This is a genomic window from Halobaculum magnesiiphilum, assembly GCF_019823105.1.
GTDB lineage: Archaea > Halobacteriota > Halobacteria > Halobacteriales > Haloferacaceae > Halobaculum > Halobaculum magnesiiphilum.
The window spans coordinates 1,090,637-1,104,435 of the sequence record NZ_CP081958.1 but is presented as its reverse complement, the minus strand read 5'-3'; the positions used below and the strand labels follow the sequence as shown (position 1 = coordinate 1,104,435).

General features: G+C 67.0%; 10 protein-coding genes and 1 tRNA gene. 5 read left to right on the top strand and 6 right to left on the bottom strand.

Features of this window, described 5'->3' with window-relative positions; genetic code table 11:
* Positions 1 to 113 precede the first annotated feature (113 nt).
* Positions 114 to 1,355 (top strand): anaerobic glycerol-3-phosphate dehydrogenase subunit C, encoded by a 1,242-nt coding sequence (locus tag K6T50_RS05580; RefSeq protein ID WP_225935403.1) that lies wholly within the window; start codon positions 114 to 116, stop codon positions 1,353 to 1,355.
* Between the two features lie 70 nt (positions 1,356 to 1,425).
* On the opposite strand, the gene arsB is transcribed toward K6T50_RS05580, so the two are convergent.
* From arsB to ileS, 4 genes are all read right to left on the bottom strand, one after another.
* Positions 1,426 to 2,595 carry an ACR3 family arsenite efflux transporter gene (gene arsB, locus K6T50_RS05575; RefSeq protein WP_275673113.1) on the bottom strand — a complete coding sequence of 390 codons (1,170 nt, stop codon included), beginning with the start codon at positions 2,593 to 2,595 and terminating at the stop codon, positions 1,426 to 1,428.
* Complete coding sequence (locus tag K6T50_RS05570) at positions 2,592 to 3,119, bottom strand: low molecular weight phosphatase family protein (RefSeq protein WP_222608408.1); 528 nt, start codon at positions 3,117 to 3,119, stop codon at positions 2,592 to 2,594. The genes arsB and K6T50_RS05570 overlap by 4 nt, the downstream gene beginning before the upstream one ends.
* Positions 3,116 to 3,520, bottom strand: coding sequence for an ArsR/SmtB family transcription factor (locus tag K6T50_RS05565; protein ID WP_222608407.1), 405 nt, complete (start codon positions 3,518 to 3,520; stop codon positions 3,116 to 3,118). Before K6T50_RS05565 ends, K6T50_RS05570 begins: the two co-directional genes overlap by 4 nt.
* A gap of 619 nt (positions 3,521 to 4,139) precedes the next feature.
* Positions 4,140 to 7,313 (bottom strand): isoleucine--tRNA ligase, encoded by a 3,174-nt coding sequence (gene ileS / locus K6T50_RS05560; RefSeq protein ID WP_222608406.1) that lies wholly within the window; start codon positions 7,311 to 7,313, stop codon positions 4,140 to 4,142.
* A 250-nt stretch (positions 7,314 to 7,563) separates the two neighbouring features.
* Here ileS and K6T50_RS05555 point away from each other — a divergent pair, with 250 nt between their 5' ends.
* Positions 7,564 to 8,253 (top strand): DUF7500 family protein, encoded by a 690-nt coding sequence (locus K6T50_RS05555; RefSeq protein ID WP_222608405.1) that lies wholly within the window; start codon positions 7,564 to 7,566, stop codon positions 8,251 to 8,253.
* Between the two features lie 120 nt (positions 8,254 to 8,373).
* On the opposite strand, the gene K6T50_RS05550 is transcribed toward K6T50_RS05555, so the two are convergent.
* Positions 8,374 to 9,006: an IS6 family transposase gene (locus K6T50_RS05550; RefSeq protein WP_222606404.1), complete on the bottom strand. Its 633-nt coding sequence runs from the start codon at positions 9,004 to 9,006 to the stop codon at positions 8,374 to 8,376.
* Positions 9,007 to 9,100: 94 nt separating this feature from the next.
* Between K6T50_RS05550 and K6T50_RS05545 the strand changes: the two genes are divergently transcribed.
* The 3 genes from K6T50_RS05545 to K6T50_RS05535 all read left to right on the top strand — a co-directional run bounded on the left by K6T50_RS05545 (position 9,101) and on the right by K6T50_RS05535 (position 13,264).
* Complete coding sequence (locus K6T50_RS05545; protein ID WP_222608404.1) at positions 9,101 to 9,520, top strand: universal stress protein; 420 nt, start codon at positions 9,101 to 9,103, stop codon at positions 9,518 to 9,520.
* A gap of 348 nt (positions 9,521 to 9,868) precedes the next feature.
* Positions 9,869 to 12,181: an AAA family ATPase gene (locus K6T50_RS05540; RefSeq protein WP_222608403.1), complete on the top strand. Its 2,313-nt coding sequence runs from the start codon at positions 9,869 to 9,871 to the stop codon at positions 12,179 to 12,181.
* 231 nt (positions 12,182 to 12,412) lie between these two features.
* On the top strand, positions 12,413 to 13,264 hold the full coding sequence (locus K6T50_RS05535; RefSeq protein WP_222608402.1) for a DUF8164 family protein: 852 nt from the start codon (positions 12,413 to 12,415) through the stop codon (positions 13,262 to 13,264).
* Between the two features lie 322 nt (positions 13,265 to 13,586).
* On the opposite strand, the gene K6T50_RS05530 is transcribed toward K6T50_RS05535, so the two are convergent.
* A tRNA-Trp gene (locus K6T50_RS05530) sits at positions 13,587 to 13,764 on the bottom strand.
* Between the last annotated feature and the right edge of the window lie 35 nt (positions 13,765 to 13,799).

The following is a 13,799-nucleotide window of genomic DNA, read 5'->3' as shown; positions in this document are numbered from 1 at the left end:
GCGCCACGGGCGCCCCGGACGGCGCGGTCGCGGACGGCACAGCCACGGACGGCGGCACCGCGACCGAGTCCGGCGACGACTTCGAGCCGGTCGACGTGTTCGAGGGAACCGAGATGGACCTGCGTCCGGGCGCCGATTCCTGTTACAAGTGCACCTCCTGTGACACCTCCTGCCCGGTCGCGGAGGTGGACGACTCCTTCCCGGGACCGAAGTTCCAGGGTCCCGAGCAGTGGCGCCTCAAGCGCAAGGAGGACACCGAGATCGACGAGTCGATCACCGGCTGTTCCAACTGCATGCGCTGTGACGGCGCGTGTCCCTCGGACGTGCCGCTGTCACAGATGCACAACACCGCCCGGGGGGAGTACGTCGACAACCAGATGGACAAGCTGTCGCGTGAGTACCTCCGCAACCGGATCCTCGCCAACTACGGCACCCTCGCCGGCATCGGCTCGAAGGTGCCCCGGCTGACGAACGCGATCATGGGCAACTCGCTGGTCCAGAAACTCAACGAGAAGCTCCTCGGTATCACCGCCGAGCGCGACTTCCCGGAGTTCGCGGACCAGACGTTCCGGAGCTGGTGGAAACAGCGCGGCGGCCCGAACGTCGAGAGCGACGAGAAGCGGATCGCGTACTTCCACGGCGACTACGCCAACTACAACACCGTCGAGGTGGCGAAGGCGCTCGTCCGCGTGTACGAGGCGTTCGGCTACGAGATCCTCGTCCCCGACCAGCGCTGTTCGGGGACGCCGATGTTCGCCAACGGGATGCTCGACGACGCGCGCCGCTCGGCCGCCGTCAACGTCGAGAACCTCGGCGACGCGATCGAGCAGGGGTACGACGTGGTCGCCTCCTGCACCTCCTGCTCGATGGCGCTGCGTCAGGAGTACCCCGAGCTGTTCGACTTCGAGGGAACCGAGACGGTCGCGGCCAACACCTACGACGCGCTGGAGTACCTCCTGATCAACGAGAACGTGATCGACCCGCTGAGCGAGGTCGACGCCGCCGACCACGACATCCCCGACTTCGCGTACCACGCGCCGTGTCACTCCCGCAACCAGGGGCTCGACCGGCAGGCTGTGGAACTGTTCCGCCACCTCGACGGCGTCGACGTGGCGGACGTGGGCGACTCCTGTTCGGGCATCTCGGGGACCTACGGCTGGAAGGAGGAGAAGTACGAGTACTCGATGGAGATCGGCGAGGAGATGTTCGAGCACATGGAGCACGCCGAGGGCGAGACCGGGATGACCGAGTGTCCCACCTGCTCGATGCAGATGGAGCACGGCACCGGCTACGAGATCGACCACCCGTTGCAGGTGCTGGAGTCGGCCTTGGTCGACACCGACGTGGAGATCTGAGTACGGTTCGGCGAGAGGGTGGCGGGTCTGCGAGGGGCGACGCCCCGGCGGTCCGGGGGCGCTCGCCCCGTCAGTCGTCGCCCGGCGACTCGGCGGGCGTCGTCGTCCCGCGGCCGTCGTCGCGGCCAGTCCAATCGTAGCGACGCTGGAAGTACAGCGCGACGTTGACCAGCGCGAGCAGCACGGGGACCTCGATGAGCGGGCCCACGACGGTCGCGAACGCGACGCCCGAGCCGACGCCGAACACAGCCACGGCGACGGCGATGGCGAGTTCGAAGTTGTTCGAGGCGGCGGTGAAGCCGATCGCGGTCGTCGTCGAGTAGTCCGCGCCGACGCCGCGTCCCATCCCGAAGCTGACGAGGAAAATCACGACGAAGTAGATCGTGAGCGGCACCGCGATCAACAGCACGTCGCCGGGCGCCGCGACGATGTTGCCGCCCTGCGTCGCGAACATCACGACCACCGTGAACAGCAGCGCGACGAGCGTCAGCGGGTCCACGCGCGGCACGAACTCGTCCTCGTACCACGCCTCGCTCTTCACTTGGGTGCCGACGTAGCGACTCAGGAAGCCCGCGGCGAACGGGATCCCGAGGAACACGACGATCGCCTCGAACACCTGCATGGGCGCGATGTCGAACGTCGTGATCCCGGCGACGAGCGACTCCATCCCGAGCAGTGGCGGGAGTACGAGCGCGAAGAACCAGACGTACACCCCGTAGGTGAGGATCTGGAACAGGCTGTTGAACGCGACCAGTCCGGTGACGTACTCGGTCGAGCCGTCCGCGAGCTCGTTCCACACGAGCACCATCGCGATACACCGGGCCATCCCGATGAACACCAGCCCGAGGAAGTACTCCGGGCGGGCGGGCAGCCCCGGAACGACGCCGCCGAAGAACACGACCGCGAGCCCGAACATCAGCGTCGGCCCGATGAGCCAGTTCTGCACGAGGCTCAGGCCGAGCACGCGCCAGTTGCCGAAGACGGTCCGCAGCCGCGAGTAGTCGGCCTTCGCCAGCGGCGGGTACATCATCGCGATCAAGCCGATCTCGACGAGGTGGAGGTCCCGTATCGGCCGTGTCACCGACGGCGCGACGTACCCGAGGCCGACACCGACCGCCATCGCCCCGACGATCCAGACGGTGAGGTACTTGTCGAGGAAGTCCATCGAGCGCGGGTCGCCGCAGGCGTCACAGCCGCAGTTCGGCCCGTGCTCGTGGGCCCCGGCCGGCTCGCCGCTCACCGACCGACACCGCCGTCGTCCTCGTCGCCCTCGCGGGTTCCGAACGCCTCGTCGAACAGCGCGACGACCAGCGATTCGATCTCGTCGCGGATCGCCGCCACCTCCTCGGGCGACTTGCCGTCGGGGTCAGCGAGCGCCCAGTCGCGCGCCTCGACACCCTCTGCCAGCGACAGCGTCGAGCAGCCCATCGTCGCGACGTAGTCGCAGTCGTTCAGCTCGTCGTCGGTCACCGCCCGCGGGGTCCGGTCGGACACGTCGCTCCCGACCTCGGCCATCGCGTCGACGACCTCCTCGTGGACGTGATCGGCGGGGTGGGTCCCGCCGGTCAGCAGTTCCACGCGGTGGCCGAGCCCGCGGCGCTCGACCTCGCGCTCGGCGAACGCGTACGACATCTGCGAGCGCCCGGCGTTCTGCACGCAGACGAACGCGAGCCTGACGGGGTCGTCGCCCGCGCCGTCGGCAACGGCCGCGTCGCTGCCCGCGTCGGGAGCGGCGGCGTCCGCCGCGGCGTCCTCGTCGCTCATTCGTCCGCCGCGCGGGTCGCGTCGAGGGCGTCCAACAGCGCCTCCGCGCGCTCGGTGGTGTCGTAGTAGCGCCACTTGCCCTCCTTGCGTCGGACGAGCAGGCCGGCGTCGGTCAGCGTCGAGAGCGCGTGACTGACCGCCGAGGAGCTCACCTCGACCAGCGGCTCGAGCTCGCAGACGCACAACTCGCCGTCGGCCGCGGCGAGCAGGCGCGCCAGCCGGTAGCGCGTGTCGCTGCCGAGCGCCGACAGCGCGTCGAGCTCGGCCGCCTCCCCGCCGTCGACGACCCGGGCGCGCTCGGCCAGCGCGTGCAGGTCGTCGAGCCGGTCGTCCACGTCGGCCGCGCAGCACTCGCCCACCTCGTCCGCGATGAGGCGTTCGAGCCGGTCGGTCGTAGCCATACGAACGATTGAGAAAGTGTTCAAATGAACTTGTCGGTCCGGTCGTCGGGGACGGGCCGACCGGTCACGGGCGTTCCAGATCACCGGGAAGCGTCGCGGACGTTGAGGTGGTCCCACCGAGAAGTACGGGCGCCGCCGCGGCGGGTGGCTCCGCACTGGCGGCACGGGAGACGGGTTCCGTTCCAGTTCGCTCTCGACGTGCGGCCCGTCGGTCGCCGGCGCGTGGGCTCGGCGACCGGCCATGGCCGTTTTTCGAAGGGATGGGTGACGCGGTCGCGTACGACACAACCGCTCGTCAGTGAGTTCGTTGCCGCGGACGGGACGCCGATCTCGCCGCTCGTCGATCCCGTGGTGTTCGCAGGCGACGCGGTGGTTATGAGCGGCGTGTCCGTGGGCGGAGCGGCACAGGATCGCTCCGCCGACAGCCCGTCGCCTCGCTACGCTCGGCGACGCGTTGTTCGTGGGCGGTTCGGGCCACGCGACCTCGCTGCGCTCGGTCGCGGACACCTCACCGCCGTGGTCCGTCGCCTCGCTGCGCTCGGCGACGCTGTGCCCGTGGGCGGAGCGGCCCAGGACCGCTCCGCCGACAGCCCGTCGCCTCGCTACGCTCGGCGACGCATTACTCGCCGGCGGGGGTCTCCGCCCCCACCCGCGCGACGCCGATCGTCACCGGGACGCCCTCGACGGTCCACTCCTCGACGAGGTCGAAGTCGGCCTCGTCCCTGTCCACGAACGCGTCGGCACGGGTCTCCTCGGCAACGTACTCGCGGTGCTCGTCGACGAAGCCGGCGACGCGGTCGTCGGCGACGTCCAGCGAGACGCGGATGCGCTCGTCGACGTCGAGGTCGAGTTCCTTGCGCATCTCCTGGATCCGGCGGACCACGTCGCGGGCGTACCCCTCGGACTCCACGTCCTCGGTGAGTTCGGTGTCGACGTACACCGTCCCCGAGTCGAACTCCGCGCTCACGATGCCCTCGGGCGCCTGCGAGTGGAAGGTCACCATCTCCTCGTCCAGCTCGTACACCTCGCCGTCGACCTCGACCGCGAGGCGGCCGCTTGCCTCCAGATCCGCGCGGGTCGCACCCTGGATGGCTCCCATGACCTCCTGGGCGTCGCCGCCGAAGGCCGGGCCGAGCTTCGACATCTCGGGTTCGGCGACCTCGACGAGTTCGCCGTAGGAGTCGACCACTTCCACCGACCGGCTGTTCACGCGGTCGGCGAGCAGGTCGCGGAGGTTCGACACCGACGCGCGCGTCGCCCCGTCGCCGCTCTCGACGACGACGCGGGTGACGGGCCAGCGGAGCTTGCGCTCGGCGCGCTGGCGGGCGTTCGCGGCCGCCTCCTCGACGTCCCGGAGGACGGCCATGTCGGTTTCGAGCTGCTCGTCCCGCAGATCCTCGTCGATCTCGGGGTACGCGAGCTGGTGGACCGTCGTCGCCTCGCCGTCGAGGTGCTGGTACATCCGCTCGGTGAGGTACGGGGCGTACGGGGCAAGCAGCCGGGTGACCTCGCCGAGCACGGTCGCCATCGTGTCGTAGGCGGCGCGCTTGCTGGCGGAGTCCTCGTCCTCCCACATGCGCTCGCGGATCGCCTTCACGTAGAAGCGCGACACGTCGCCCGTGACGAAGTCGAGGAGGGCGTTGAGCGCGTCGTCGACCTCGTAGTCGTCCCACGCGGCGTCCATCTCGGCTTTCACGGTTTGGAGTCGCGAGAGCACCCACTCGTCGACGACCTCGAGCTCGGCGGCGTCGAGGTCGGGGTCTGCCGGGTCGTAGCCGTCCAGCTGCATGTACGGCAGCGGGAACCGGAAGACGTTCCAGAGGATGTTCAGGGTGGACTGCATCTCGTGGAGCCCGTCCCACTCGAACGCGAGGTTCTTCTCCTGCTGCTCGTGGCTGAGGAGGTAACACCGGAGGGGGTCGCGTCCGGCGGCGTCGATTGCCTCCTCGGGCTCGACGATGTTCCCCTTCGACTTGGACATCTTCGAGCCGTCGCCCATCGTCGTGAAGCCGTGCATGAGCACCTCGTCGTACGGGGACTCGCCGAGGGCGGCGGTGCCCATGCCCAGCTGCGACCAGAACCAGCCGCGGGTCTGGTCGTGCGCCTCGATGATGAGGTCGGCGGGCCACAGCTCCTCGAAGTCCGCCTCGTCGCTCGGGTAGCCGATGGTGCCGAGGCTGGCGACCGAGGAGTCGAACCACACGTCGAACACGTCCGGCACGCGCTCGTAGGTGGTGCCGTCCTCGGTGATGGACAGGTCGTCGACGGAGGGGCGGTGGAGGTCGATAGCGTCGGGGTCGATCTCCTGGTCGACGCGCTCGGCGAGCTCCTCGCGCGTGCCGACGACGATCAGGTCGTCGTCGTCGTACGTCTCGGCGTCCTCGGGCACCCAGATCGGGAGGGGGATGCCCCAGTAGCGCTGCCGGGAGACGTTCCAGTCGGGCGCCTCCTCGACGAAGTTGCGGAAGCGGCCCTCGCGGGCGGAGTGGGGGTGCCACTCGGCGTCGTCGATGTTGTCCAGCAGCTCGTCTTTGATCTCGGTGATCCGGATGAACCACTGGTCGGTCGCGAGGAAAACGATCGGCGTGTCACACCGCCAGCAGTGCCCGTAGCTGTGTTCGTGTGTCTCGCTGGCGAGCAGCAGGCCCTTCTCCTCCAGGTCCGCGATGATGTCGTCGTTGGCGTCGCGGACGAACTGGCCCGCGTAGTCGCCGCCGGCGTCGGTGTAGACGCCGTCGCCGCCGACGGGGCAGAAGGCCTCCAGGCCCAGCTCCTCGCCGCGCTCGAAGTCCTCCTGCCCGTGGCCGGGCGCGGAGTGCACGAGGCCCGTGCGGTCGGCCTCGACGTAGTCGGCGGTGTAGACCTCGCCGGCGCCCTCGAAGCTCGGATGCTCGGGCACCTCCTCGGCGAGCGGGTGGTCGTACTCCCAGCCGACCAGCTCCTCGCCGCCGTACTCGGCGACGACCTCGTAGTCGTCGTAGCGGCCGCGCCGGAGGGCGTCTTCGACGGTCGACTCGGCGAGGAACAGCGTCTCCGTCTCGCCGTCCTTCGTGGCTTCGACCGCTTGGTAGGTGAGGTCGCTGCCGACCGCGATGAAGGTGTTCGCGGGGATGGTCCACGGCGTCGTCGTCCAGATGACGAGGCTCCCCTCGCGGTCGCGGAGGGGGAACTTCACGTAGATCGAGGGCGATTCGATCTCCTCGTACTCGACCTCGTTGTTGGCGATGGCGGTCTCACACCGCGGGCACTGGGAGATGGAGCGTTTGCCCTGCTCGACGAGCCCGCGGTCGTGAACCCGCCGGAGCGCCCACCAGGCGGCCTCCATGTACTCCGGCTCGATGGTCTGGTAGGGGTCGTCCCAGTCCATCCAGGCGCCGATGGACTGGAAGTCCTCGTCCATGTTCTCGCGGTTGCGGACGGCGAACTCCCGGCACTCCTCGATGAAGTTCTCCATCCCGAACTCCTCGATGTCCTGTTTGGTGTCGAAGCCGAGCTCCTGCTCGACTTTCGTCTCGATGGGGAGCCCGTGCATGTCGTAGCCGGGGCGGTCGGTCACGTCGTGGCCGTTCATCCGCTTGTGACGGATGACGGTGTCCTTGAGGGTCTTGTTCCAGGCCGTCCCCAGGTGCATCTGGCCGGTCGTGTACGGCGGGCCGTCGACGAAGAAGAACGACGGGTCGTCGGCGTGCGCCTCCTTCGCCGTCTCGTAGGCGTCCGTCTCGTCCCAGCGCTCGGAGACGGCGGCCTCCACCGCCTCCGGCGTGTACTGGTCCGAGATGTCGCTGTCGTCCATGTTCGGTGTGAACCGGCGGGAGTACATCAAGTCGGTGGTCCACCGTCGCGGGTTCACACGGGGTCGAATCGACGCGCTCGTCCCCGCCTCCGCCATGCTCGCGTCGCCCCCGCAACCGCCCTCGTGTCGCCCCCACCACCGCGCTCGCGTCTCCCTCACCACCGCGCTCGCCGCCCTCCCAGCCGCGCCGCTCTCACCCCTGAGAACCGCGCCGGAGCGTTCATACGGACGCCACGGAAACCGCGACACAATGAGCGACGCCGACGACGCGGAGGAACCCGACGAGGAGGGTGCTGTCCGGGATGTCGTCCGCGTCGACGCCGCAGGGGACGAAGCCGACGACGAATCGGGAGACGACGACGGCGCGGACGCCGGCCCGCCGGTCGGCCGCGACGGCGTGATGGACCCGGACGACCTCGACATCCGCGGCCGGGACGGCGTCGACGAGACCGACGACGGGCGGTACGTCATCTCCACCGGCGAGGGACGACACGAGGACCTCCGGGACGAGGTTCCCGACGGCGCCCGCGACGGCGCGGGAACCGGGTCCGCCCGAGCTGGTTCCGACGGCGAGCGAGACGACAGGGAGGTCGGCGCCGACGGATGGGCCGGCGTCGAGGGGCGAGTGGACGGGCGAGCGGACGTGGACGACTCCGATCCGACAACCTCGCCGGCGCCGTCGTCGCCGCCGGATCGGGACGCAGCCGGCGACCCGCTGGAGGCGGTGGCGGACGAACTCGGCGCGCTCTCGGCGTCACACGGCTTCGCGCTCGCGGTCGCGGCTGGCGGGGAGACCGACACTCTCCGGGTCGCGTCGGGCGATCCGACGGACACGTTGGCGACGGCCCTGCGCTGGTACGCCCGCCGCGTCAACCCGGGCGAACCGGCCGAGGAGACGATCTCGAAACTGTTGGCGGCGTCGGACTTGAACGTCGAGTAGCCCGGGGCGCCGGGGGCGTCGCCGCCGTTCCGGTGACTCGTGCGGTCGGCGGACGAACCCGGAATTCAACCGTATCGAAACACTCGTGGTCCGAGTCCGCGTTCGACCGTCGTGTTAACTTTAGCATCGATTCCACCAGACGGCGAAGGCTTGGAGCCACGATTCTGCCGTCGGTGGCTCCACGTTGCTGAACGTATTTGAAAACGAAGAGGTTCTGCGTTTTACCTCACGAAAGACACGTTCGACAGCATTCCGATTTCCGTGGCGAGATATTTGAAATCGGAGTCCGAGCCGCTCCAGCGCGGCTTTGAGATAGTGCGCTCCATCGACGAGAAAAGTCGTTTGCTCGATCTGCTGTTTCTCGCGGAGTTCACGAAGGAACAGCACGGTGAGTTGCGTGGTTCTCGTCTGAAACAGCCTAACATGGAGGAATTCGTTCGTTTCGGGATCGACGGCAGCGTACAGCCAGTGTCGTTCGTTGTTGATCCGAATCACTGTCTCGTCGACTGCGATCTGATTCGGAGCTCCGTCGCCAGCCGGCTGTAGATCTGCCTTCTGTACCCAGTTATGAATCGCGGTACGACTCCGTTCGACACCCAACCTCTCAAGATACTGTTTGGTATTCGAAAGTGATAGACCCGCGAGATGGAGTTGAATACCGACTTCAATGATCTGCTCGGGTGTCCGCTCTCGCTCCACAAACTCCAAGTCGATCCACTCGATATCTCCGCTGAGGCGGTCGAATTCGGTCATAGATCACCCGAACCAACGACCGCCTCATTCCTAACTTAACACGGCCGCGTTCGACCGTCCCGACGTTTATCCGGAGGGGGACAGTAGTGGACGTATGATCGAACGCGTCCTCGTTCCGATGGACGAGTCCGAGACGGCCGAGCGGGCGCTCAGACACGCGCTCGAAGCCCACCCGGAGGCGGAGATCATCGTCCTCCACGTCGTGGGCGAACCGTCCGGCATGATGGGGGCGGCCGCGAGCCTGGCCCTCGAGGAGGACGCCGAGCAGGCTGGGGAGGACGCCGCGGACGACCTCTTCTCCCGGGCCGAAGAGATCGCGGCGGAGTACGGCGCGACGGTCGCGACCGAGGTGGGCTACGGAAGCGCGGCCAAGGAGATCGTCAGGCTGGCCGAGGCGGTCGACGTGGTCGTGATCGGCGCTCACACCGGAGGCGTCGCCGAGCGGTTGTTCGTCGGCAACGTCGCGAGGAGCATCGTCCAGAACTCGCCGGTCCCGGTGACGGTCGTCCACTGACGTTCCGCCCGGGCGAGTCAGCGGACACGCCGGCGACGGCGACGCGGCGGTGGGGCGCGACTCCTCCGTTCACTCCCGGTCGACCAGGTCCCCGTCGGAGAACTCGCTGAAGCACCGGAAACGGCGGTAGAACCGTGTCACTCCCCCGTCGGGCCGCCGTGGGTACCCGTGGGTTCGCACCCGGGTCACGAGGAACGCGCTGCCACAGTCCGGGCAGGGCGGCGCATCGAACACGCTCGCACGTTCGGCCGCCGTGACCATCACGTCTCGGGCTCGACCCCCCTGACGGAGCACACGTTCGGACGCGACGTGGAAAGCGGTAAGCCCCCGCCCTCCAAACCGGGTGACATGAGCGACGACGAGGGGCTCGCGCTGACGGTCCGCGGCGCGGCCAAGCGCGACGCCGGGCGCGGCATCGCGCGCCTGTCCGACACGGCGATGAGTGAACTCGGCGTGTTGTCCGGGGAGACGGTCGTGATCGCGGGCGAGCGCGAGACGGCGGCGAAGGTGTGGCCCGCCGGAACCGGCGCCGAGGACGGCGAGATCCTCGTCGACGGCGAGACCCGCGCCAACGCCGGCGCCAAGATCGGCGAGCGCGTGCGCGTCCACAAGGAGCGCGTCGGCGAGGCCGACGCCGTCACGCTGACCGCGCCCGCGGCGCTCGACGGCGTCGACATCGACGACGCGACGCTCGCCCGGGCGGCCAAGCGCGACCTCGACGGCCGCCCCGTCAGCGCGGGCGAGCAGGTGCGGATCCCGCACCTCGGCGGCAACGTGTTCGTCGTCCGCGCGACCCGTCCCGAGGGCCCGGTGAAGATCCACGACGGCACGAAGGTCGTCGTCGAACGGCGCGACCCCGGCGGGGCGGGCGCCGGCGACGCCGACGAGGGAGAGGAGGGTGCGGGCGACGGCGTGAACGCCTCCACGTCCGGCACGGGTGCGTCGCTCGACCTACCCACCCGCGACCGGCGTTCGGGGGGCGGCGCCGGTGCCGGTGCGGCCGGAGGCGAGGACGGCGCCGATGGGGCGTCGGATGCCGCCGCCGCGCCGTCGACGCCGCCCGCCGGCGGCGTCACCTACGAGGACATCGGCGGGCTCGACGACGAACTCGACCTGGTGCGCGAGACGATCGAACTCCCGCTGTCGGAGCCGGAGGTGTTCGCCCGCCTCGGCATCGACCCGCCGAAAGGGGTGCTGCTGCACGGGCCGCCGGGAACCGGGAAGACGCTGATCGCGAAGGCCGTCGCCAACGAGGTCGACGCCACCTTCATCTCCGTGTCCGGTCCCGAGATCACCTCGAAGTACAAGGGCGAAAGCGAGGAGAAGCTCCGGGAGATCTTCGCGGAGGCCGACGAGTCGGCGCCGGCGATAATCTTCTTCGACGAGATCGACTCGATCGCGGGCCAGCGCGAGGACGGCGGCGACATGGAGAACCGGATCGTCGGCCAGCTCCTCTCGCTGATGGACGGCCTCGACGCCCGGGAGGACGTGATCGTCATCGGCGCGACGAACCGCGTCGACTCGATCGACCCCGCGCTCCGGCGCGGCGGCCGCTTCGACCGCGAGATCGAGATCGGCGTCCCCGGCGAGGCCGGCCGCCGCGAGATCCTGGAGGTCCACACCCGCCGGATGCCCCTCGCCGACGACGTGGAGGTCGCCCGCCTCGCCGCGCGGACGTACGGCTTCGTCGGCGCGGACATCGACTCGCTGACGACCGAGGCCGCGCTGACCGCGCTCCGCCGCGCCCGCCACGCCGACAGCGAGGTCGACCTCGCGACCGTCGAGGTGATCCGGGCGGACTTCGAGTCGGCCCTGGCGGCGGTCGAGCCGTCCGCGATGCGCGAGTACGTCGCCGAACAGCCCGACACCACCTTCGACGACGTCGGCGGGCTGACGGAGGCGAAGAAGACGCTCGAACGCGCGGTCACGTGGCCGCTCACGTACGCGCCGCTGTTCGACGCCGCCGGCGCCGACCCGCCGACCGGCGTGCTCCTCTACGGCCCGCCCGGAACCGGGAAGACGCTGCTCGCGCGGGCCATCGCCGGCGAGTCGGAGGTGAACTTCATCGAGGTCGCCGGGCCGGAGCTGCTCGACCGCTACGTCGGCGAGTCCGAGAAGGCGGTCCGGGAGGTGTTCGAGCGCGCCAGACAGGCCGCGCCCAGTATCATCTTCTTCGACGAGATCGACGCCATCGCGACCGACCGCGACGGCATGGGTGACTCCTCGGGCGTCGGCGAGCGCGTCGTCTCCCAGCTGCTCACCGAGCTAGACCGTGCCAGCAGCAACCCCAACCTCGCGGTCATCGCGGCGACGAACCGCCGGGAGGCGCTCGACGACGCGCTCGTGCGCCCCGGCCGCCTGGAGAGCCACGTCGAGGTGCCCCTGCCCGACGTGGAGGGCCGCCGGAAGATCCTCGCGGTCCACACCGAGCGCACGCCGCTCGCCGAGGACGTGGACCTGGACGACGTGGCCGACCACACCGAGGGGTACTCCGGGGCGGAACTCACGGCGGTCGTGCGCGAGGCGACGATGCGGGCCGTCGAGCGCGTCGCCGACGAGTTCGGCGAGGACGCGAACGACCACGCCGACGCGCTGTCGGTGACGATGAGCGACTTCGAAGCGGCGATGGAGCGGGTCGCGCCGCCCGAGGCGCATGAGTGAATAAGGTGGGTCGAGCGTGGCGGGGTTCGTCGAGCGCGACGGCTTCGTGAACAAGTGCGCCATCTCGACATGGGAGCTGCTTTACGTAGTTGGTGAGCCTGGCTTTGATCTCCGTCGATCTGCACCGAGGATGCGGCCTGGAGGGCGGATCAGGCGGCCGTATTCGTGGGGATCAGATAAAATTAAATTTGTTTCACCCAGGTTGGTCACCTTTACATAATCACGGTTTTGATGACAGGTAGACAAAGGATGTCCTCGGCATTTTCTCTCATTCCCAATTTACAGACTCCAGACGTTGACCGTGGAGATTCGGTTGTTGTTGACTTATATATCGGTGGAACAACCAAACTTGGAGAAAACAAATTGATTATTAATTGGGACTATGAGGATCTAATCTCAGAAGACCCGGGAGAAATCATACTTGGATATGAGCGTGAGACAACAACAATTAAAGAATATTTGGAAGGAGAGCCTGAGGTGACATTAGCGACAGAAGTCGTGAATCTGGATGAATTTGATGCAGCCGATGAGCTTCGTGACGTTGGTTATGTCGAAGATATGAAAGATATAGGGCATATAGACGGGGCTGCTGACCTAGAAATACAGCGGGTAGAGCCTGCCTCTAGTAGTTCTGTGGACAATATCACTCATGAGATCAATCCATCAGGGGCATCTCTGACATTGCCAAATTGGCTCACTAGTGATTCTTCCGAGTTTAGTAAAACCTCCAGAGCATTTGATTCAGGCAATCCTTCTAAGGAGGATGCTCCCAATGGAATTCCCCAGATTACCTCTGAAATGAGACAGGATTTCCCGCCGTTTAGGTTAAGACTGAATATCAAAGATACCGCAACTCCGGGAGACTATTCGATAAAATTCATTCTATTTTATAATGATCCCTCATTAAGAAGAACATTTTTTGATCGTCAAGAGGTAACCTTCCACGTGAACTCGCGACGTGAGGAGTTGGAGCCTATTCCTACATGGATTGCTGTAATTAGTGGCATCGTAGCTGTTCTGAGTTTAGCTATACAAGCAAATATTTTCACAACAGCTATCAATATTCTTGCTAGGGTCTTGTGATCACAATCTGTTCTTATTGTCTTTAATAGATGACCGGATATCATAGAATAGACAACCGCGTAACTTCCGGTTACAACTATGTCTCTGCGTTCTACAGAAAATCATTCGCGTTCGACAAATCTGAGTGACCTCTCGTCTGCCGAGAGTCCTGCGGCGTAGCCTTTGCACTGCATTCAGCGTCTGATAGATATCCCGGACCACAAAGGCATGATCTCCTCCGGCTCTCGGCCGCCGCGATACCCTTCACCCGACTCAACACGCCTAACGCGTCGCTCCGAACACAGAGAAACCCGAGACTACGCGACTCGAACGCACGGAAGAATGGGGTCGGAGGGATTTGAACCCCCGATCGACTGATATCTCCGGTCGGCACCTCGGTACTCCAGAGGGTCGTCGTCGCGTCCGATGATCAGTCGGACGCTCGGTATATCAGTCTGGAGTTCGTCACCGGGCGCGTTGCCTCTGGAGTCAGTCGCCATACCGGGCTTGGCCACGACCCCGTGCACTCCTCACTATCCCGGAGCGCCGTAAAGGG